General features: G+C 60.0%; 22 protein-coding genes. 4 read left to right on the top strand and 18 right to left on the bottom strand.

What is annotated here, in order from left to right; translation table 11 throughout:
- Positions 1-24: 24 nt before the first annotated feature.
- The 18 genes from GTO89_RS05455 to GTO89_RS05370 all read right to left on the bottom strand — a co-directional run bounded on the left by GTO89_RS05455 (position 25) and on the right by GTO89_RS05370 (position 15991).
- Positions 25-567: a hypothetical protein gene (locus tag GTO89_RS05455; protein ID WP_161261066.1), complete on the bottom strand. Its 543-nt coding sequence runs from the start codon at positions 565-567 to the stop codon at positions 25-27.
- A 139-nt stretch (positions 568-706) separates the two neighbouring features.
- Positions 707-1960, bottom strand: a complete 1254-nt coding sequence (locus GTO89_RS05450) for a phenylacetate--CoA ligase family protein (protein WP_161261065.1) — start codon at positions 1958-1960, stop codon at positions 707-709.
- Complete coding sequence (locus tag GTO89_RS05445; RefSeq protein ID WP_161261064.1) at positions 1957-2733, bottom strand: amidohydrolase family protein; 777 nt, start codon at positions 2731-2733, stop codon at positions 1957-1959. The genes GTO89_RS05450 and GTO89_RS05445 overlap by 4 nt, the downstream gene beginning before the upstream one ends.
- A complete protein-coding gene (locus tag GTO89_RS05440; RefSeq protein ID WP_161261063.1) occupies positions 2730-4067 on the bottom strand; it encodes a phenylacetate--CoA ligase family protein in 1338 nt (445 codons plus the stop codon). The genes GTO89_RS05445 and GTO89_RS05440 overlap by 4 nt, the downstream gene beginning before the upstream one ends.
- A complete protein-coding gene (locus tag GTO89_RS05435) occupies positions 4064-5314 on the bottom strand; it encodes a tetratricopeptide repeat protein (protein ID WP_161261062.1) in 1251 nt (416 codons plus the stop codon). The genes GTO89_RS05440 and GTO89_RS05435 overlap by 4 nt, the downstream gene beginning before the upstream one ends.
- A 19-nt stretch (positions 5315-5333) precedes the next feature.
- Entirely contained in the window at positions 5334-6002 is a 669-nt protein-coding gene (locus tag GTO89_RS05430) for a tetratricopeptide repeat protein (RefSeq protein WP_161261061.1), read from the bottom strand.
- Positions 6003-6022: 20 nt separating this feature from the next.
- Positions 6023-6832: a 2-amino-3,7-dideoxy-D-threo-hept-6-ulosonate synthase gene (locus tag GTO89_RS05425; protein WP_161261060.1), complete on the bottom strand. Its 810-nt coding sequence runs from the start codon at positions 6830-6832 to the stop codon at positions 6023-6025.
- 15 nt (positions 6833-6847) lie between these two features.
- The gene (locus tag GTO89_RS05420; RefSeq protein ID WP_328793868.1) at positions 6848-7975 is read right to left on the bottom strand and encodes a 3-dehydroquinate synthase II; all 1128 of its coding nucleotides are present in this window, start codon (positions 7973-7975) and stop codon (positions 6848-6850) included.
- Positions 7976-8095: 120 nt separating this feature from the next.
- Positions 8096-8590 (bottom strand): TadE/TadG family type IV pilus assembly protein, encoded by a 495-nt coding sequence (locus GTO89_RS05415; protein WP_161261059.1) that lies wholly within the window; start codon positions 8588-8590, stop codon positions 8096-8098.
- A gap of 3 nt (positions 8591-8593) precedes the next feature.
- The gene (locus tag GTO89_RS05410; RefSeq protein ID WP_161261058.1) at positions 8594-9763 is read right to left on the bottom strand and encodes a sensor histidine kinase; all 1170 of its coding nucleotides are present in this window, start codon (positions 9761-9763) and stop codon (positions 8594-8596) included.
- A gap of 12 nt (positions 9764-9775) precedes the next feature.
- Positions 9776-10669, bottom strand: a complete 894-nt coding sequence (locus tag GTO89_RS05405) for a type II secretion system F family protein (RefSeq protein ID WP_161261057.1) — start codon at positions 10667-10669, stop codon at positions 9776-9778.
- Between the two features lie 5 nt (positions 10670-10674).
- Positions 10675-11592 carry a type II secretion system F family protein gene (locus GTO89_RS05400; protein ID WP_161261056.1) on the bottom strand — a complete coding sequence of 306 codons (918 nt, stop codon included), beginning with the start codon at positions 11590-11592 and terminating at the stop codon, positions 10675-10677.
- Positions 11593-11605: 13 nt separating this feature from the next.
- Positions 11606-12889, bottom strand: coding sequence for a CpaF family protein (locus GTO89_RS05395; RefSeq protein WP_161261287.1), 1284 nt, complete (start codon positions 12887-12889; stop codon positions 11606-11608).
- 79 nt (positions 12890-12968) lie between these two features.
- Positions 12969-14213 (bottom strand): AAA family ATPase, encoded by a 1245-nt coding sequence (locus GTO89_RS05390; protein ID WP_161261055.1) that lies wholly within the window; start codon positions 14211-14213, stop codon positions 12969-12971.
- Positions 14214-14229: 16 nt separating this feature from the next.
- Positions 14230-14898: a Flp pilus assembly protein CpaB gene (gene cpaB / locus GTO89_RS05385; RefSeq protein ID WP_161261054.1), complete on the bottom strand. Its 669-nt coding sequence runs from the start codon at positions 14896-14898 to the stop codon at positions 14230-14232.
- A gap of 21 nt (positions 14899-14919) precedes the next feature.
- Positions 14920-15417 (bottom strand): A24 family peptidase, encoded by a 498-nt coding sequence (locus tag GTO89_RS05380; RefSeq protein ID WP_161261053.1) that lies wholly within the window; start codon positions 15415-15417, stop codon positions 14920-14922.
- A 102-nt stretch (positions 15418-15519) separates the two neighbouring features.
- Positions 15520-15696 carry a Flp family type IVb pilin gene (locus tag GTO89_RS05375; protein ID WP_328793867.1) on the bottom strand — a complete coding sequence of 59 codons (177 nt, stop codon included), beginning with the start codon at positions 15694-15696 and terminating at the stop codon, positions 15520-15522.
- A 118-nt stretch (positions 15697-15814) separates the two neighbouring features.
- Entirely contained in the window at positions 15815-15991 is a 177-nt protein-coding gene (locus GTO89_RS05370) for a Flp family type IVb pilin (RefSeq protein WP_161261052.1), read from the bottom strand.
- Positions 15992-16292: 301 nt separating this feature from the next.
- Between GTO89_RS05370 and infC the strand changes: the two genes are divergently transcribed.
- From infC to GTO89_RS05350, 4 genes are all read left to right on the top strand, one after another.
- Positions 16293-16892: a translation initiation factor IF-3 gene (infC, locus tag GTO89_RS05365; protein ID WP_161261285.1), complete on the top strand. Its 600-nt coding sequence runs from the start codon at positions 16293-16295 to the stop codon at positions 16890-16892.
- A 34-nt stretch (positions 16893-16926) separates the two neighbouring features.
- Complete coding sequence (gene rpmI / locus GTO89_RS05360) at positions 16927-17124, top strand: 50S ribosomal protein L35 (RefSeq protein ID WP_161259377.1); 198 nt, start codon at positions 16927-16929, stop codon at positions 17122-17124.
- 62 nt (positions 17125-17186) lie between these two features.
- Positions 17187-17546 (top strand): 50S ribosomal protein L20, encoded by a 360-nt coding sequence (gene rplT, locus GTO89_RS05355; RefSeq protein ID WP_161261051.1) that lies wholly within the window; start codon positions 17187-17189, stop codon positions 17544-17546.
- Between the two features lie 129 nt (positions 17547-17675).
- Positions 17676-19055, top strand: a complete 1380-nt coding sequence (locus tag GTO89_RS05350) for a TrkH family potassium uptake protein (protein ID WP_161261050.1) — start codon at positions 17676-17678, stop codon at positions 19053-19055.
- The last annotated feature ends 6 nt before the right edge of the window (positions 19056-19061 follow it).

The following is a 19061-nucleotide window of genomic DNA, read 5'->3' as shown; positions in this document are numbered from 1 at the left end:
CGCCTTTTTTCCTGCCCTGAAAAGCTACTTGGTCATCTTGTGGCCGCAGTTGGGGCAGGTTTTTTCTTTCTTGGGGATTTTCGCCATCGCCTTTTGAACGGCTTCCACATGGTAGGTCGGTGTCGTTGTGACCGGAGGCGTCGGTACGGGCGGTGGGGTAACCGTGACGGGAACGGTCGTAGCGCCTGTCTTCGCCACCGGGGTGACTGGGGTAGGCGGTTTGGTTACGGTGACCGGAGCGGCTGGGATAGGCGGTTTGGTTACGGTGACCGGAGCGACTGGGGTAGGCGGTTTGGTCACCGTGACCGGAGCGGCGGCGGTGGCTGCTTTGGGCACGGTGAACGGAACGGCGGGAGCGGCCGGTTTGTTCTCTCCAGTGCCCAGATTGGCCGGGATCTTGATTTTGCTGATGACGTCAAAGGCTTTATCGGGGATGTTCACACCCATGTTGACAATCATATCCCGGATGGCGTCGGCGACAATTTCCACTTTGTTTTCGGCATTTTTGGCTTCTGCCATTTTTGTCCGCATTTGCTTCATGGCATCTTCCATTTTTTTTGGATCCACTACGTATCCCTCCTTCGTAGATCTGAAAGCGTCAAAAGAAGGTTCGGGAGCAGCTCGTGATGGTGAACACGCAATCCACTCCATTAACAGGGTATTCAATGTGGAAAATATTGCCACTATATTATGACAGATGGGCTGATCACAGCTTTGCCGAGCGCAGATAGGCGCCGGAGGCCATTTCATCGGCGCGATAGATGTAGCGAGGTTTGCCGACGACGCCAACGCTGAGCAGGTCCCGGCGGTCGTAGAGTGCGCCCTCGGGGACGAAATCGACGGTCACGGGAAACCCCATTTCCCTTGTGAGCGCTTCGGTGAAACCGGGGGGCAAGGACGCAGTCGGTTCTGCTTCCACGACGAAACGCAAACCGGGCGGCTCGACGCCGGCGATCCAAAAACGGCGGCAGGGGAGGCGGTCAACGAGCCCGTCAAGGTCCCACAGATCGAGGGTGCGTCCACCGAGCGTGATGGTGTCGGCGCTCCGGCCGCGGATGTTGAGGGTGCTCCCCTGGCCGCAGGGGCATGGTTCCGGAATCAGGCAAACACGGTCCTGAGTGATGTAGCGGACGACGGGCGTCGCTTTGTCGGTGATGCTGGTGACGACGAGGATGCCTGTTTCGCCCGGTGCCGCCTCGCTCACCAGATCCTCCCGCAAAACCTCGAAGATGAAGTAATCCTCCAGTGGGTGCAGCCTGCCGTAACGACAGGCGGCGCCGGCGGTGCCGATCTCGGTCATCCCGTAGATGGTGAAGACCGGAACGCCCCAGATGGCCTCCAACAGGCGACGGCGGCCTGGGGGAATCGGCTCGCCGCCCACAAGCAGCGCCCGTAGGTGGGGAAAGTCACGGTCAGGGCGCAAGCCGAGCAATTCTGCCGTTTCGGCCAACAACTGCGCCTGCAGGGGCAGGCTGGCCAGCACGGTCACTTGCAGCTTGCTCATCAGGTCGATGATCCGGGGAAAGGGGCTGACGGTGGAGCGGGAACTGGCGGCGATAACGCCGGCGCCCCGGTCCTGGGCCGCCCGGTGCACGGCATGGGCGATCATGGAGATGGCGTAGGGATAGCGAATGAGGACCGTATCGGCTGCCGTAAAGTCGATCCCGCAGGCATTCACCTGGTCGGCATTGTCCTGCAGGTCGCCCTGGTGAAACCAGGTGGAGGCCGGTGTTCCTGTGGTGCCGAAGGATTCGTGGTACTGCAACACCTCTGCCTGGGGGACACAGAGCATGCCGAAGGGGGAATGGGCGATCAGATCGGCTTTGGTCATCAAGGGGATGCTGCTCAAATCCCCCAGTGAGGAGAGGGGGGGTTCTGGCAGCCGATCCTTGAAAAAGGGGGCTTTGCGGTAGCGGCAGAGGGCGTCGTTTAACGCTCGCAGCCGTTCTTCGGGAGTCATGGCTTATCGCTCCGGAGAGAAATTCCGGTCAGTTGCGCGATGTTCCCGCCGAGCACCTGGTCCAGATCGTCCCCTTTCAGTCCGAGGAGAAGGATCTTGGCCAGTTCCGCTTTCGGGTGGGAGAGGGGGAATTCGGAGCCGAAGATGACCTTGGAAGGACCGGCGCGGCGGACCGACTCCTTGATATGCAGGTAGCTGCCCGTCGATGTTTCCAGAAAAAAGTTATCCAGTGCAATGGCCGCCTCCAGCCCTTCCTGATCGGCCGGCCCGAATCCCATATGGCCGAGGATGAAGTTGACCTTGGGAAAGCGGCGCGCCAGGGAGACGAATTTGGCGGTTGAAGCGCCGGGGCTGAAGACGGTGTGCGTGTAAACGGGGACGCCGAAGGTTCCGCAGATCTCCGCCAGTTCGGCGACACCCTTGCTGGCGAAGGAAAACTGGTGGCTCATCGGCGACAGTTTCAGGCCGCGAAAACCGGATTTCAGCAGTGTTTCGAACATCTCCGGCCCCTGCGGGTCGTGGGGGTCGATGCAGGCGAAGGCCGTCAACCTGCCGCCGAGGGAAGAGCAGGCGGCGGCAAGGTAGGCGTTGTCGGGGCAGGGCTTTTCCGGCTTTGCCCGGCCGGTGATATAGTCGGTCATCCGGCGCACATCCATCATACCGCCAGGCACGACGACGGCGCTGTCGATGCCGGCTTCGCGCAACTGGGCCTGATACAGGTCGCTGTTGCCGTACTCCGTGTCTGACAAATGAGCGTGAGCGTCAATGATCATGGCGTTGCCTCCTCCCGGACGACCCGGACAGTCTTGCCGCGGGGACGGGGGATCCTGTCGACGATCTCAAACTCGCAGGGAACGCCGACGGCGTACTCCATCTTGCTTGACAGTTTGTCGGCCAGATCGGGCGTGGCGCTCACCTGGGGGGCTAGTTCGGCTCGGATCTTCAACCGATCGTTGTCTCCCCCCTTGACGACGAACTGGTACCAGTTGCCCACTTCGGGCTGGCGCATCAAAAACTCTTCCAGATAGAATGGGGAGAAATCGACGCCGTTGATCCGGATCTGGTCGCCCTGCCGGCCCCGCAGGTGTAAGAGGGGCAAGGGAACGCCGCAGGGACAGGGGTCAGGGTCAAAATAGCCGATATCCTGTGTGCGATACCGGATCAAGGGCGCGTCACGGCGCGCCAGGCAGGTGACGACGATCTCGCCCACTTCCAGCGGTTCGAGCGGTTCGCCTGTCTTCGGGTCCACAATCTCCAGGATGACATGGCTCTCGGTGACGTGATAGCCGCGGTGTTCATCACATTCGATGCCGACGACGCCGCCTTCGAGGGTGCCATAGTACATGTTGGCCCGCGTCCCCCATAGCCTTTCGACGCGCTCCCGGAAGGCCGGCGAACAGCCTTCCCCAGTCAGCCACATCTTTTTCCAGCCCAGCGAGGTCAGATCCAGGCCCTCTTGCAGGGCTGTCTCGTAGAGCGTAACGGCGTAAGAGGGGGCGGTGACGGCGCAGTTGGGCTGCAGATCGCGGATCATCTGCACCGTCTTGTCCGGTGTCGAGTAGGCGCCCCCCTTGCCGGCCGTGAGCACAGTGGCGCCGCAACTATTAATGAAAGATTTGTGGAAGGCCAGGCCGGCGGAACTCATCTCATAGGGCAGCGCGTTCAACACCATGTCACCGCGACCGACGGGCACGAGGACGGGGAAGCCCGGCGCCAGGTCGTGCATGTAGTAATCGGCCCAGGTGTGCAACACATAGATCTGCTTGCCGCCCGTTGTTCCTGTGGACACATGGATGATGCTGACATCGGCTTTGTCACAGGCGAGAAAGCGCCAGGGGTCGTGACGGAGATCGTCTTTGGTCGTAAAGGGCAGTTTGGCGAGGTCGGAGAGCTCCTGCACGTCCTCGGGCCGCACACCGGCCTGGCGAAACCGCTCCTGATAGAAGGGCGATTTGGCGTGAGCGATGGCGACGATCTCTTTGAGCGCCTCTGTCTGGTAGGCGGCCAGCCGTTCGAGGGGCATGACGTCGGCGGCATCCCGGAAGTAGCGACGAAACAGGTCCGGTGTTTGGGCCGCCCGGATGCGGTCTTCAAAGGCCAACGTCATGGTGTCGCCTCCTCTCGGAGGGCGGCGGGGATGGCGGCGCAATAGGAGGAGTCAGGGCAGTCGGCCAACAAGCGGGACCAGATTTTTTTCGCTTCAAAGTCATTGTTGGATCGCCGGTAGCACTGGCCGAGGTGATGAAGAACGCGCGCGTATTCCTCGCCGCTCAGCAGCGCCGGGTCCTTTTCATAGGCTTCCAGGACGAAACGGAGATCCTGGATGGCTGTCTGGGCCGTGTGGAAAAAAGCCTCTGGCAGGGAGTAGGCCAGATAGGCCCGCAACAGGCGGATGCGCGGATTCTCGGGCGCTTTCTCCTTCGCTTCCCGGAGGGCTTTCATCGTCCGGATGGCGCTGCCGAAGAGGGCGTTCGGCTCGATGGCGTCTTTTTCCGTCAGCGCTGTTGCCGAGGCGGCGTAGGCCAGGGCGAGGGGATCCTCCGGATCGGCGGCATGGGCTTTTTTCAGCAAGTCCCGAGCGACCCGGGCGGCTCCCCGGTCGCCGGCGGCGCCGGCTTCGAAGAGCCGGATGCCCTCCTGGAGCAGATCCGCCTTGTCGGTCAAGGCGAGCAATTCAGCCTCCTGATCAGCGGGGAAGTCGCCCCGCGCCTTTTCGACGGCGCGACGAAAGGCTTCCGCGCCGTCCAGGGAGAGGAGACGGTTCCAGGTCTCATCGGCGGCCTCTGTCATGCCGAGGCGGTGATAAGCGCAGCCAAGGTCAAAGAGGACCGCTTTGCGCCGTTCCGGGGACAGGTCAAAACGCCTCTCATCCCATGCCGACAGGATCGCTTCAAAGTCGCCGATGGCGGTGGAGGTGCGCCGGAAGAAGCCCTCATGCAGGCGGAAGCTCTGGTAGGCCCGCAGCAGGCGGATCTCCATGTCATCGGGGCGATTCTCCACAGCCTGGTCGAGGAGTTTGATGGAGGGGATGGCGTTTTTGAACATGCCGTAGGAGTCGTCGACGGTGCTCCCGGTCATGGACTGGCAGTCGGCGAAATAGGCGGTGACACGGTCATCGGCAGGGTGCCGCTCACGCAGCTTTTCAAAATACGCCAAGGCCTTCTGGATGGCCGACGGGTCGCCGGTCATCGCCTGGCGGTGCAGCGCGGCGCCTTCGGCGATGGCGTCATCGGGGGCAGGTCGGGAGGGCGCCGGCACAAGGGCGATCGCTGGCCTTTGAGCGCCTCGCGGTTCATCCCGCAGGCCCGACCAGGTGGTCACGCGGGGCAGGGTAAAACGAGTCGATTCAGCCATCAGGTAAAAACCTCCCGGTTTAACCGAATTGGGGAACAAACCCTTCCTGTTCGACGAGGGTGCGGTATTGGGGGTCTTTGGCCAGGGTGAGCAGCTTCGCCCAGGCCGCCTTGGCCTCGTGGATGAGGTGGATGTTTTTGTAGGCCACACCGAGTTGAAAGAGGATGCGCCAGTAAAAATCGGCTGAAAACAGGCGATTGTCTTGTTCATAGCGGGAGATGAGATAGTGAAAGTCTTCGATGGCGGTCCGGCTGCGGTGGAAGAACTGCTCCGGCAGGCGGAAACAGACCTGGCCGCGGAGGATGCGCGCCTGAACCAGATCCGGATGGCTCTTGACAACCTTGTCGAGCGACTTCAGGCCTTCCAGCGCCTTGGCGAATCGTTCTGACGGATCGACGGCGTCCCGGCCGACGAGAGCGACGACGCTGCCGTAGTAAGCCTCCACCAGCGGTGTCGCTTTTGTCTTGCGCAGTTCACTGAGCAGCCGATGGGCTTGCAGGACAGCCGCCTTGTCACCGTCAATGCCGGCGTCATGGAGGGCAACGATTTTGCGAAGTTCGACCGGTTCCTCGACAGGCGATGGCGGCGCAGGCGAACCGGGCAGCGTCGTCCCATTCGCCGGAAAGGTGACGGTGAACCCCGCCCGGGGGCGACCGGCCGGCTGGGAAGGGGGCTTCTGTTGGGTCACAGTTCATTCCTCCCGGTCTATCAGTGCTGGTCGTCGACGGAGGATGCCAGTTTTGCCAGTTGCGAGGCCTCTGTTTTCCCGTCGAGGATGCGCCGGATGGCGGCGGTCAGTTGGAGCGGGTGGGCATGCTGGAAAATGTTCCGCCCGATGGCCACACCGAGGCTGCCGGCCTGTTGGGCCTCGTAAATCATGGTGAGCAGTTCGCCGGTGCTCGCTGTCTTTGGACCGCCGGCGATGAGGACAGGGATGCGAATGCCGCCGGTGACGGTCATGAAGCTCTCCGGTGATCCCGTATAGTTGACCTTGACGATGTCAGCTCCCAGTTCCTCGGCCACACGGGCGGCATGGGCCACCTTCACCGGATCGTACTCGCTCGCCGGCTTGCCGTCGCGGACATACATCATGGCCAACAGGGGCATGCCCCAGAGTTCGCAGGCGTCGGCCACCCGGCCCAGGTCTTCGAGCATCTTGTTTTCGGTGGCGGCGCCCAGGTTGACGTGGACGGAGACGGCGGTCGCGCCGAGGCGGACGGCATGCTCCACCGAAGAGACCACTTCCTTGTGGTTGGGCTCCGGCGAGAGGGCCGTCGAAGCCGATAGGTGGACGATCAGGTCGCACTGTCCCGAAGAGAGCACGCCGGCGATCTGCCGGGCCAATCCCTTGTGAACGATGACGGCGTCAGCGCCGCCGGCAGTGACGGCTTTGACCAGGTTGTGTATCTCTGTCAGCCCTTCAAGGGGCCCCAGGGTGACGCCGTGATCGAGCGGGACGGCGAGCAACTGTCCGGAGGGCGCGAAGAGCCGGTTCAGGCGAATCGCTTTTCCTGTCATGGCTGTCGCTGCCTCCTAGCTTTCGATGATCTTTTCGTCCACTTTGATGCCCACATGCCGTCCCGGCGTACAGACATAGGCCAGCAGCTGGTCGCCCGCTTGAATGGTCGTGGCGTTGCGCGGCTCCCCGTCGGCGCCCATCACACGGATGTGCCAGTCATCCTGGACGATGACGTTCAGTTCGACATCGTTGGCTACGCCCTGGATCAGGAGCAGCGGCCGCACCTCTGTCTTCACCCGCCCGACGCTGAGGGCTCGCGTCTCACCTTTGGTGTTGACACAAAGGACCGGCGTTCCGGCGCGCAGATCGGTCAGATAGTCGGTGGCGTTGCCGGGGCGCCAGATATAGGAGTGGACGGCGCCGGCGTTGACCCGGAAAGGCCGTAGGTTCATATAGGGCAGGTAGTGCGTCTCTGAGCAGACGAAGATGCCTCCTGAGGAGGTCGAGCCGATGATCATCCCTTCATCGCGGCCCATGATGCCGGTCGTGTCCACACAGGAGCGCAACCCCATTCCGATATGGCGGACTTCCCGCACAGTGAAGGGATGCAATTCGAGTCGCTCGGCGCCCTGGCGAGCCAGGAAATTCTTGAGCCGGACGATTTCCTCCAGATTGGCTGTGGAGAGCAGGACACCGTCACTTCCCTGCTCCAGGACGCCGAAAGCGACCTCCATCGCTTCCACGGTCCTCTCCGCTTTGAGCAGCACTGTGTTGCTCTTTTGCAAACGGGCGATGATCAGTTCAAGGGGGATGTTGGTGGGCAGATCAAAGTCCACCACGGCGTAGTCATGGCCCGCAGCGAGGCGGCTCGCTTCCTCCAGGTCCTGTTGCCCGCCTTCGATGAAAAAGGCGATGCAGGTGCGCAGTCCCTGTTCCCGCGCCGCCTTCAGCAGCGAGGGGGCGGTGGAGAGGACGATATCCCCTTCCGGTAAACCCTTGAGATCTTCCGGTTCTTTGATTTCTGTGATGAGAACCGTTTTTAACGGAAAATGACCGTCGCGCCGTTGCGCCGGCGTGATGACAATGTGTTGAATCGGCGAGTTGTCGACCAACCCCCAGATGTCTCTGCGCTCCAAAGGCACAAGTCGTCCGTCAAACCAGACCTCCCGCGTAGCGGCGACCGTTCCAGTCTCACTAGGCACGAGCACCAACTCCATATCCATGATTTTCCAGGCCGGAGATCCCCCGGCTATTTGAAGTCTATTCGCTGGAAATAATTGGGGTGACGGAATCGACCGATGACCAGTAAAAAAACCCCACCGCTAGGGTTGCGGCGGAGTTTCGACCAAGGTGACATAGATCGCCTGCAGTTCCCGTGTTGGACCGAACAGGGAGGAGAGGGGGGTGATCAGATCCATGCGGTAGCGAAGAGCCACGCGGAGACTGTCGCCGTTTTTCAGGTTGCTCGAGTAGGGCGGTGTGATCGTCGCGGTGAGCGGGTGGCCAGCTGCGGGCGTGAGCACGATCCGTGTGCAGCTGTTTCCCAGATCGTCGGCGCCGCTGCCTTCGCTGGCGCTGCAGTTCCCGGCCAAGGGGACTGTCAATTGGATCAGGCGTCCCTTGACCATTGCCCGGTCGGCGCCGATCGACACCAGCCGCAGCGTCTCCCGCGCCGCCTGATCGAGGTGGCTGTGGTGCCAGAGGATCCGCCCGAATTCGATGACACCGAAAAGGAGCATGAGAAAGAGAGGCAGGATCAGGGCAAACTCGACAAGCGCCTGCCCGCGCCGGTCGGCAAAGAGCCGGAAGCGCGCCATCGGTCAGCCTGCCGGTGAAGGCTGTCGCTTCAGTTGGTCGATGGGCAATCGGACATAGATGGACACTTTTTCCGATCCTTTCACGTGCAGCCGAAGCTTTCCTCCGATCAGAGCCAGACGGTTCTGAATGGAGTGGAGAACATGGTAGGGAAGCCCCTGATCGGGCTGGAACCACCGTTCCGCTTTTTCCCTGGGGGCGAGAAAGCGGAAGAGCAGTTGCAGTTCCTTGCGCCGGAAGTGAGCCTGCACCTGGATGGCGGAAGAGAGGTTGGATTGAAACAAGGTATAGAGCAACTCCTGGCAGATGGACACAACGAGCAAGGCGATCGGTTCCGGCGGATTTACGGCAGAACCAGAAACATCGAAATTGATCGAAACCTGATAATCGCGACTGAAACCGTCAAAGAGGGACAGCAACCGCCCTTCTACGCTCTCGCCGGCCAGATCGGCCGGTCCCAAAAGCAGGGTGAGCTGCTGCAGGTGAGTGATGGAACGATCCAGGTACGCCTGCATCTCCTGTAGATGCGCCTCCATACGCTCCGGCGCCAGCTTGCCTTTTTCGGCGAAGGCCTCCAGGCGCATCCGGATATTGGAGAGGGTGACCGTAATGTACTCGTTCAGGACATGGCGGTTCTTTTCCCGTTCCATTCGGTCCAGGTAGAGCAGGTTGACACCGTCGATCCGGTTGTCGGGGGCCGGGAGGTTCTTGGTCAAGATATCCTCCAGTGGAAGAAACAGGTCGGGCACATAGACGTTGGGGTTTCGCTCGGCGAGACGGGCCACGTTGACGACAAGCACCACATCATCGTCCAGCCGAGGCTTGATCCGGTTGAAGGGGCTTTCCAAGGACAGGCGATTGAGCAAAGGGATGATTTCCTTCCCCTGTACATCTGCCAGCCGTTCTTGGGCTTTTTCGACGGTCTTGTCGATCGAACCCAGGTCGATGACGGTGACGCTTTTGAACCGGTCCTTTGCCTGCAGAAGGCGCTGGAGGACATGATCGGTCAGGTTCTCGCTGTTTTTCGTGACCAAGAGGATCGATGCCTCTGGCTGAACCTTTCCTGCGGCTAACCGGTATTTGCGGCTCGACCAGAAGCGGAAAAGAAAGTAGGAGAAGATCAAAACAACGGGGACCGCGCCCAGATAGAGAAACCACTCCGGATTCAGGGTCATAGGATCGCCTCCCTAACGGAACATGGACTCAGAAACTTTGATGGCGGCGGGTCCCAAGAGGACGAGAAACAGGACGGGAAAGATGAACAGGACGAGGGGAAAGAGCAGTTTGACGGGGATCTTGTAGGCTTCCTCGCGGATCTGCAGCTTGCGCCGCTCCCGGATCTGTTGCCCCTGGACGCGCAGGATAGCGCCTATGCTCATGCCCAGTTGCTCGCCGTTGACGAGAGCTGTCAAAAAAGCGCTCAACTCTGGCAGGTTGACTCGTTCCGACAGGCTGCGAAAGGCGTCGCGCCGCGCTTTCCCGTAGCGGATCTCTGTGAGGGCGCCGGAAACCTCGTCAGACAAGGGACCGCCCATCAATTGGACGACGCGATTGAGCGCCAGGTCGAGGCCCAGTCCCGCCTCGACACAGGTGATCAGGTTGTCGATAAAGGATGGCAGCGACTGGCGGATCTGGCGCTGTCGCAACTGCGCCTGGCGGATCAGGAAGAAGTCGGGCAGCATAAAGGCGGCGGCGGCGGCCAGGACAGCCACGGCGCCTCGCAGCGCCAGGCGCCAACTGTCCGGCGCCAGCAGCAAGGCGAGGGAGAAGCCGACGAGGGTCAGCAGGCCCTTGAGGAAGATCACGTCGCCTGTTCCCCACCGGTAACCGGCACGTCGCAGCATCCGCTCAAAGCGTTCCAGCCAAGAGCGGGGAGCGAGGCCGAGGAGCCTCTTTTTGAGGGATTGCAGAAGAAGGTCGGAGAGAAGGGGAGTCTTCTGCTTCACCCTTCGCGACGCCGACGCCCTCTGGAGCAGTTGGCGACGGATGGCATCCTGCAGGAAGCGACGGTGGAAAAAGGTGTAGAAGGTGGCCAGGAGGCCGCCAAAAAAGAGGAGCAATCCGCTGTCATCAAGACCCATGGAAATCACCAGTCAATCATGATGATCCGGCGGATGACCAGGGCGCCTACAAGCTGCCCCAACAAGCCGCCGACGACGAGCGCCTGGCCCAGTGTGGTCGTATAGAGCGGTGTCAGGTAGTCTGGATTGATGAGTTGAATGAACAGGGCCATGGCAAAGGGAAGCAGAAACAGGATCAGACCGGACAGGCGACCTTGCGCGGTCAGGCTGTTGACCTCCCGGCGCAGTTGCTCCTTTTCCCGGAGCGTTTGCGCCACCGTGTCGAGCACGTTCGAAAGGTTGCCCCCTGTCTCACGGCTGATCAGGGTGGCGGTGACGATCGCTTGAATCTCTTCGGTGGGGTTGCGCTCGGCAAAGCGCCCGAAGGCGTCTTCGTAACTCTTGCCCATGCGGATGTCTTCCAGGATCAGATAAAACTCTTCCGACGTCGGCGGGGCGCCTTCGGCGGCAAGCATGCTCATCGCCTGCATCAGGCTGTAGCCGGCGCGGAGGCTGCCGGAGATGGTGTCGAGCACGTCTGGCAACTGGTTGGTCAGGTGGCGCACCCGTTGCCCTTTGGCCCGGGTGAGCCACCAACGGATGATCAGGGGGCTGCCGGTGAGGGAGAGGACGCCGGTCCAGATCTGTCCCGTCAGGGCCCATGCCAGGAGAGCGGCGATCAGGCAGGCGGAGGCGGATTGGCGAAGAAAGCGAAGGGGATCGACGGGCAGTGAGGCCTCGGACAGCATTTTTTCGATGCGATTGATCAGGCTTTTGGCGAGCGGAGGCGGGCGCCAGATAAACCGTTTGGGCTTCTCCGGCGATGTTGCGCTGGCTTTCTCGAATCGTTGCTGCACATAGCGCCCGTAGAGGATCGAGTGGAAGAGTTGGTAAAAGACGTAGACCAGGATCGGCGTCAGGATGACCACGAGCAAGGAGAGCATGCCGCCGCCTCCTCTAGAAGGAGATGCCGAGCGCAGCGAAGCGGTCATAGAGCTTGGGTCGGATGTCGGCGTGATGAAAATCGCCCAGTATTTTTCCGTTCAGCTTCCCCTTTTTTTCGAAGTGGAAGAGCTTTTGGGTGACGATCACATCGCCTTCCGTGCCTGTCACCTCGGACACCTCTGTCACCCGGCGCGATCCGTCGGAGAGCCGCTCCAGGAAGAGGATGATGTCGATGGCGGAGGCGATCTGATCGCGGATCGCCCGCAGGGGCAGTTCAATGCCTGTAAAGAGGATCATCGTTTCGAGGCGGCTGAGGGCGTCGCGACAAGAGTTGGCGTGGATCGTTGACAGGGAGCCGTCATGACCGGTGTTCATGGCCTGAAGCATGTCGAGGGCCTCAGCGCCCCGCACCTCGCCGATGACGATCCGGTCGGGGCGCATGCGCAGGCTGTTGCGGACCAGATCGCGGATCGAGATTTCCCCGCGCCCTTCGATGTTCACCGGGCGCGCTTCCAGAGAGAGCACATGGGGCTGGTGGAGTTGGAGTTCCGCCGCGTCTTCAATCGTGATGATCCGGTCACCTTGGGGGATGAAGGAACTGAGTACGTTCAAAAAGGTCGTCTTGCCGCTGCCGGTACCCCCGGCGATGATGATATTTGCCTCGGCGATGACAGCCGCCTCGAGAAACTTGGCCATCTCACCGGTCAGGGCGCCCAGGTGGATCAGGTTGGCGATGGTCAAGGGAATCTTGGAAAACTTGCGGATCGTCAGCAGCGGCCCCTTCAGGGAGATGGGCGGAATGACGGCATTGACGCGGGAACCGTCAGGAAGTCGCGCATCGACCATGGGAGAGCTTTCATCGATGCGCCGTCCGATGGGGGTCACGATTTTATCGATGATCTGGAGCACATGGTCGTCATCGCGAAATCGGATGTTGACGGGCGCGATCACACCCCGTCGCTCCACATAGACTTGAGTGGGCCCGTTGACCATGATCTCGGAGATGGTCTCATCGGTCATCAGCCGCTGCAAGGGACCCAGGCCGGTGATGTCATCGATCAGCGCCGCGACGACCTGGTTTTTTTGGAACTTTGTCAGGTTGGGGAACTCTCGGGCGCAGACGACCTCCAAGACCGGCTCGATCCGGCGCTTCAGTTCCCCTTCGTCACTCACGCCCCCGAGAGCGGACACCTCCAACTCATTGATCACCCGCTTTTGCACCGTTCCCAGCAGGGCTGTATCGGAGGAAGCCTCCGGTTCCGGCGACTCAGAGGACGGCGGTTTGCGCTGTTTCATCCGTTCGAGCAGGGATTCTTGCAGCCGAGAGGCGCTGCTGGCAAAAAGGCTCTCTCGTCCGTCCTTCCGGCCATCCTGGTTAGCCATCCTGCGGCGCCCCCTTTCCGAAGAGACGGCTCAGAAAAGATGGCTTGCCGTCGCCGGAAGCGCGGCGATCCAGCTCGCCGGGACGGTCATAGCGGATCAGGTGATCGGCCAGTTTGGCGATCTGCCGGGCCGCCGGGGCCTCTCGCGATTGCAAGACCAGCGGCTCACCCGTGTTGATCGATTGGATCACCCGCTCCGGGTTGTCATCGATGAGGAAGAGGTTGCGCACACCCAAATAGCGGCGCACGTCATCGACACCCAGTTCACGGTTCGGGTTGTGACGGTTGATCACCAGATGCAGCTTCTCGGGAGGGAAGTCGAGCCGCTTCAGGATGTCGATCCCCCCTTTGACGTTTTTGACCGTCGGTATCTCCAGCGTGGTGATCAGGAGGAGGTGATCGGCTCGTTCCAGGCTCGTCAACACGACGTCGTTGAAAAGCGGCGGCAGGTCGATGACGATGTAATCGAAGGTCTTCGTGAAGAGCGAGAGCAGGTCCCGCACATCCTCTTCGCCGACCAGATCGGCCTGGTCCGGTTCCGGCGGCGCCGGCAGGACGCGGACGCCGCTCTCATGGGCGACGAGATAGCGGTCCAACTCGGTGTGCTCGATCTGACCGCGATCGGCCAACAGATTGATGATGTTCGTCTTCGCCTCCAGGCCCAGCATGTCGGCCACATTGCCGAACTGCAGGTCCAGGTCGAGGAGAAGCAGATCGCCGCGGGTCAACTCACGGAGGCAAACGGCGAGATTGACTGCCACCAACGTTTTGCCGACGCCGCCCTTGCTGCTGAAGACGGAGATGACCCGGGGCTGGCGCCGGGGGACGACGAGCGGGTTTTCGCTCAGGTGGGCGCGCTGGCGCTTTTTTACCTCGAATAGGCTGGTGATTGACTTGCGCAGGCGGGCGCCGGTGACGGGAAACTCAAGAAAATCGCCGGCGCCCGCCTGCATGGACCGGCGCATTAATTCCACGGGATCGCCGGCGCCAAAGAGGATGACACCGATATAAGGCGCCTGCCCCACGATTTGCTGCGTCGCCTCCAGGCCATCGATACCGGGCAAGTGGGTCGATAGGACGACAATGTCGGGCAGGTAGTGGAGTGCCATCTCGATCGCTTTTTGTCCGTTGTCAGCGTCGCCGATGATCTTGTACTCGTGAAAAGGCTCCAGGAGGGCGCGGAGGGAGACGTTTGTCTCGTAGTTGGCACTGGCAAGCAGGAGGCGTATTTTATCCATCGTCCTTAGGTCCTCCTCACAGCGCCGGTTCCGCCGAACGGACGGGAAGCAGGATGGGGCCTGTATCGCCTGGCGCTCGCAAGGCCAGCCGCAGTTCTCCCGTCTTGTTGTACAGAAAGAGCGTTTCGGCGTCCTTCGGCTTCATGCAGAGGGTGATGACAGTGATCTCTTCGGGGGTTTTGCCTGGACCGGTCTCCAGGATCTCCACGTTCTCGAAGATCGTCTTGGCAGAGGGGGAAGGGACCAAGGGCGGCCCCGTAAAGACGAGGATGTCAATAAAATCGCCTCGCTTCACCAGCCCCCCGACGGCGGCCACCGGCTCCACCTTGACGGAGATGGCCCGGTACCCGTTGGGGATGATCGCCGCGAGCCCGTCGGAGCCTTGGACGAGCCGGCCTGTGAGGATCTGCTCGCCTGGGAAGAGCGTTTCTCGGGCGACCTGGCCCACCACCTGACTCGCCTGAGCGGCGTGACCGGTGAGGGCGTATTTTTCCGGGACGAGCGTTTCCTCGATCTGCTTGGCCTGGATGACGGAGCGGGCCGGGATCTTTTCTACGGCGATGACGACAGGGATGACGGGTTTATCCTGGCGGGCTTGCTGCTGGGTCACATAGAGCAGCAGTCCCGTCAGCGTCAGGGCTACACTCAAGGCAAGGAACAGGGATTTTCGCTCAAGACGTCGCATGGGCCGTTCCTCCCCTCGTCCCTAAAGGCCCAGCCCGCAGTGCAGGCCGATCCCCAGTCCGAGAAAAAGCCCCAAGGGTAGACGCCCATAGTCGCCGTCGGGGCTTGCCGGCAGTTGCCGGAGCAAGAGGAGTGTGATCAGATAAGAAAAGAAGTTGCGGGCGCCGCCGCGGATGAGGATGATCAGGCAGGAGACGATGCCGAAGAGGAGGATGCCATAGGCCGCCGACCAGGCGATGGCCAGAGGTCCCGTGAAGGCGCCGGCGGCGGCGAGGAATTTCACATCGCCGCCGCCTACCCAACCGAGAAAGAAGGGGATGAGCAGCAGGAGCAACCCGGCGACTGCGCCGGCCAGCGAATGGAGGAACCCGCTGAACCCATGGAGGATGCTGTTGGCTGCGAGGGCAGTTAAGAAAAAAGCCAGGTTCAATTTGTTGTAAATCTTGCCGTAGCGGAGGTCACAGTAGCCGGCCGAGAGAATGAGCGCCGAGAGCAGGAGCGCGTTCAGGGAAAGGGTCATCGGCGCAAACCACCTTTGAATAGAAAGGAAGACCCTACGGGAGTAGGGTCGATTTGTAGTTTAGAAGAAACTGTTGGCGTGGGAATGTTGATTCGGTGCCTATTAGGAAAGCGCGTTGTTGACTTGATTCAGCTTGTTGGTCATTGAGGTTCCTATTCCTCTTAGTAAGGCGATGCAGACGATGACGACGAGTGCTAGGATTAGACCGTATTCAACAAGCCCTTGCCCGTCTTCGTCATCAATCAGAAGCTGCATATTGTTGGTGATCCACTCTCTCACGACAGTCCCTCCTTTTGTCTTTTTATAATACACACTACACAAATAGTTGGAAAATAGTTACATGCGCGCTTTGAGCTTTCGCTACCCCCAAAAGCATGTAATTGGCTGCTAAAGTGAATTAATTGATGGCGTTGTTGATTTCTGTAAACTTGTTCGTCAGAGATCCCCCCATACTTCGCAACATCGCGATACAAACAATGACGACCAGCGCCAGGATCAAGCCATATTCGACAAGCCCTTGCCCGTCCTCATTGTGCAGGAGTTTAGTGAAAGCCGGAGAGAAGGGATGCGTCATGGGACTCCCTCCAATATGCCATTTATATCCAATGTAAGCGGGCGAAAGAAAGGATGTGCCAATTCTCTTGACATGTCTCTGCGCCATATGCTATAGTTACCAGCGGAACGACAAACAAGCAGAAGCCATCCGCTTCTCACCCAGGCGCGAAAGAGTGCAGCTGGGTTTATCCGTCAGAGCCGCGCAGCTCAGGAACGGCCTTCGCCGAACCGGTTGCGTCGTGCAATGGGAGAAGCATGCGGGTGGAAGACCCCGCATTTTTTGTTTGTTTCGTTTGGAAGAAATCAGGGGGTGAACATTTATCAGCAAGGACCTGCGCATCAACGAGGAGATCCGCGTCCGCGAAGTTCGCTTGGTGGGCAACGAAGGGGAACAGTTGGGTATTCTCAATATCCGCGACGCCCTGCGCGTCGCCCAGGAGAGCAACCTCGATCTGGTGGAGGTGGCGCCGACGGCCAAACCTCCCGTATGCCGGATCATGGATTACGGCAAGTATAAGTTTGAGCAGAGCAAACGGGAACGGGAAGCTCGCAAAAAACAGAAAATTGTCAGTATCAAAGAGGTTAAACTGCGCCCGAACATTGAGGACCACGATTTTGACACGAAGGCCCGCAACGCCATCCGCTTTTTGGAGGACGGCGACAAGGTCAAGGTCACGATCATGTTCCGTGGACGGGAGATCACCCACCCCGAGTTGGGCCGGCAGTTGTGTGTCCGATTGGCTGAGGTCTGTCGACCCATTTCCAATGTGGAACGCGACGCCAAGGTGGAAGGCCGCAACATGATCATGATCCTGGCGCCGAAAGCCGAGACCCAGCGGGAACCTCGCGCCGAGAAGCCTCGGGATGCCAAAACGGCTGAGAAAGCGGCAACCCCGGCCACCGGAGACGCCGCCGAATAATCGCCCCTTTACTCGCATTGAGGAGTTGAACGACATGCCTAAAATGAAAACGCACCGCGGGGCGGCCAAACGGTTCAAGAAAACCGCCTCCGGCAAATTCAAAGCCAAAAACGCCTTCACCCGTCACATCCTGGAGAAGAAGTCGGCCAAGCGCAAGCGCCAGCTCCGCGGCACCTCTGTCGTCGCCAAGGAAGACACGCCGAAGCTGAAGGAACTGCTTCCTTATCTCTAAGCCGGCCAGCCGGTCTCTTTCTCTATTGAAAATACGCCTCAGGCAGCACAGGAGGTCTTTGTATGGCTCGTGTCAAGACGGGTCCCATGTCCCGTAAACGACATAAAAAAATTCTTAAACTCGCTCGCGGCTACCGCAACGCTCATTCCAAGCTCTTCCGCACCGCCCACCAGGCGGTCATGAAGGCGCTGTCCTACGCTTATGCCCACCGCAAGAAGAAGAAGGGCGACTTCCGCAAGATCTGGATCACCCGGATCAATGCTGCTGCCCGGATGAACGGCATCTCTTACAGCACCATGATGAACGGCCTGAAAAAAGCCGGCGTCGCTGTCAACCGCAAGATGCTCGCCGATCTGGCTGTCAACGACATGGCGGCTTTCGCCAAGCTCGTCGATGTGGCCAAGGCGAAAGTGAACGCCTAAAATCAAATCGAGTGATTGAATAAGCAGACATGGCCGTGGGGTCATGTCTGTTTTTCTGGGGAGACTAGCCGATAGATCATGGATCCCTGGTGACGGAACCAACATAAAGACAGGATGGACTGTTCCTCTATGCACAGGTATGAACCGCCCAGACCCATTTTTGCCCCCTACGTGCAGGGGAAGCGGCCCAATTACGGGCTGTCGCCGGCCCGGGTGCTTGTGGCCGGTTTCGCTTTGATTATCCTGATCGGGGGATTCCTGCTCAGCACCCCGATGGCGTCACGGAGCGGTCTGGGGACGCGTTTCTTGGACGCATTGTTTACGGCCACATCGGCTGTCTGCGTGACCGGCCTTGTCGTCGTCGATACCCATGACAACTTCTCCCTTGTGGGCCAGTTGATCATCATCACCCTGATCCAGGTGGGCGGGTTGGGCTTTATGACCATGGCCACCCTGATCTACCTCCTGATGGGCAAGCGGATCAACCTGAAGGAACGCTTGCTCATGCAGGAAGCCTTGAACAGCCTCTCTGTCCAGGGGGTTGTCCGCCTCGCCCGCCATGTCTTGCTGACCACCTTTCTCATTGAAGGGATCGGCGGCGTCGTCTTGTCGTTGCGATTTATTCCGCAGATGGGCCTAGGGAAAGGGCTCTATTACGGCTTTTTCCACTCCATCTCCGCCTTTTGCAACGCCGGTTTTGATCTCTTCGGCGGTTTTCGCGGCATCACCGGCTATGTGGACGATCCGATCGTCAACCTGACCATCTCGTCGTTGATCATCTTTGGCGGACTGGGTTTCACCGTTATCGCCGAGACCTTCCGCTACCGGGAAATACGGCGTTTCAGCCTCCATACCAAACTGGTCTGGACTATGACGATCGCCCTGATCATTGTCGGCGCTGTGGCGATTTTTTTTCTTGAGTTCAACAATCCCAAGACCCTGGGGGTACTGGGATGGGACGGCAAGCTGCTGGCTGCCTATTTTCAGAGCGTGACGCCGCGGACGGCTGGTTACAACACAGTGAGCATCGCCGATCTCAAACCGGCGACCCAGTTTCTGATGGTCATCCTCATGTTTATCGGCGCCTCTCCAGGCTCTACCGGCGGCGGCATTAAGACGACAACTTTGGCGGCCCTGTTGGCCGCAGTCTGGAGCATGCGCCAGGGGAAGATCGATGTGGGTTTTTACGAGCGGCGCATCCCGCCAGACACCATCTACAAGGCCATCGGGATTACCGTCATGGCAGTCCTGCTTGTGATCACCGTCACCATGCTGCTGACGATCACAGAAGATGCTGATTTTCTGGCCTTGCTCTTTGAAGCGACTTCGGCTTTTGGCACAGTTGGGCTCACGATGGGTGTGACCTCCCACTTGAGCGACTTTGGTCGTGTCCTTATTGCCCTGACGATGTTTGCCGGCCGGGTGGGGCCGTTGACACTCGCTATCGCCCTGAGCGGCAATGTTTTGGCGAAGCTGCGTTATCCGGAAGAAAAAATTATGGTGGGGTAGGGATTC

The organism is Heliomicrobium gestii (genome assembly GCF_009877435.1).
Lineage (GTDB): Bacteria > Bacillota > Desulfitobacteriia > Heliobacteriales > Heliobacteriaceae > Heliomicrobium > Heliomicrobium gestii.
The sequence above is the reverse complement of the archived record's forward strand: the minus strand, read 5'-3'. Positions and strand labels throughout refer to the sequence as shown.

Bases quoted from the DNA above. Each gene is read 5' to 3' on its own strand.
- GTO89_RS05450 (WP_161261065.1), bottom strand. From the start codon at position 1,960: ATGACTCCCGAAGAACGGCTGCGAGCGTTAAACGACGCCCTCTGCCGC.
- GTO89_RS05445 (WP_161261064.1), bottom strand. From the start codon at position 2,733: ATGATCATTGACGCTCACGCTCATTTGTCAGACACGGAGTACGGCAAC.
- GTO89_RS05440 (WP_161261063.1), bottom strand. From the start codon at position 4,067: ATGACGTTGGCCTTTGAAGACCGCATCCGGGCGGCCCAAACACCGGAC.
- GTO89_RS05435 (WP_161261062.1), bottom strand. From the start codon at position 5,314: ATGGCTGAATCGACTCGTTTTACCCTGCCCCGCGTGACCACCTGGTCG.
- GTO89_RS05425 (WP_161261060.1), bottom strand. From the start codon at position 6,832: ATGACAGGAAAAGCGATTCGCCTGAACCGGCTCTTCGCGCCCTCCGGA.
- GTO89_RS05415 (WP_161261059.1), bottom strand. From the start codon at position 8,590: ATGGCGCGCTTCCGGCTCTTTGCCGACCGGCGCGGGCAGGCGCTTGTC.
- GTO89_RS05410 (WP_161261058.1), bottom strand. From the start codon at position 9,763: ATGACCCTGAATCCGGAGTGGTTTCTCTATCTGGGCGCGGTCCCCGTT.
- GTO89_RS05405 (WP_161261057.1), bottom strand. From the start codon at position 10,669: ATGGGTCTTGATGACAGCGGATTGCTCCTCTTTTTTGGCGGCCTCCTG.
- GTO89_RS05400 (WP_161261056.1), bottom strand. From the start codon at position 11,592: ATGCTCTCCTTGCTCGTGGTCATCCTGACGCCGATCCTGGTCTACGTC.
- GTO89_RS05395 (WP_161261287.1), bottom strand. From the start codon at position 12,889: ATGAAACAGCGCAAACCGCCGTCCTCTGAGTCGCCGGAACCGGAGGCT.
- GTO89_RS05390 (WP_161261055.1), bottom strand. From the start codon at position 14,213: ATGGATAAAATACGCCTCCTGCTTGCCAGTGCCAACTACGAGACAAAC.
- cpaB (WP_161261054.1), bottom strand. From the start codon at position 14,898: ATGCGACGTCTTGAGCGAAAATCCCTGTTCCTTGCCTTGAGTGTAGCC.
- GTO89_RS05380 (WP_161261053.1), bottom strand. From the start codon at position 15,417: ATGACCCTTTCCCTGAACGCGCTCCTGCTCTCGGCGCTCATTCTCTCG.
- GTO89_RS05370 (WP_161261052.1), bottom strand. From the start codon at position 15,991: ATGACGCATCCCTTCTCTCCGGCTTTCACTAAACTCCTGCACAATGAG.
- rpmI (WP_161259377.1), top strand. From the start codon at position 16,927: ATGCCTAAAATGAAAACGCACCGCGGGGCGGCCAAACGGTTCAAGAAA.
- rplT (WP_161261051.1), top strand. From the start codon at position 17,187: ATGGCTCGTGTCAAGACGGGTCCCATGTCCCGTAAACGACATAAAAAA.
- GTO89_RS05350 (WP_161261050.1), top strand. From the start codon at position 17,676: ATGCACAGGTATGAACCGCCCAGACCCATTTTTGCCCCCTACGTGCAG.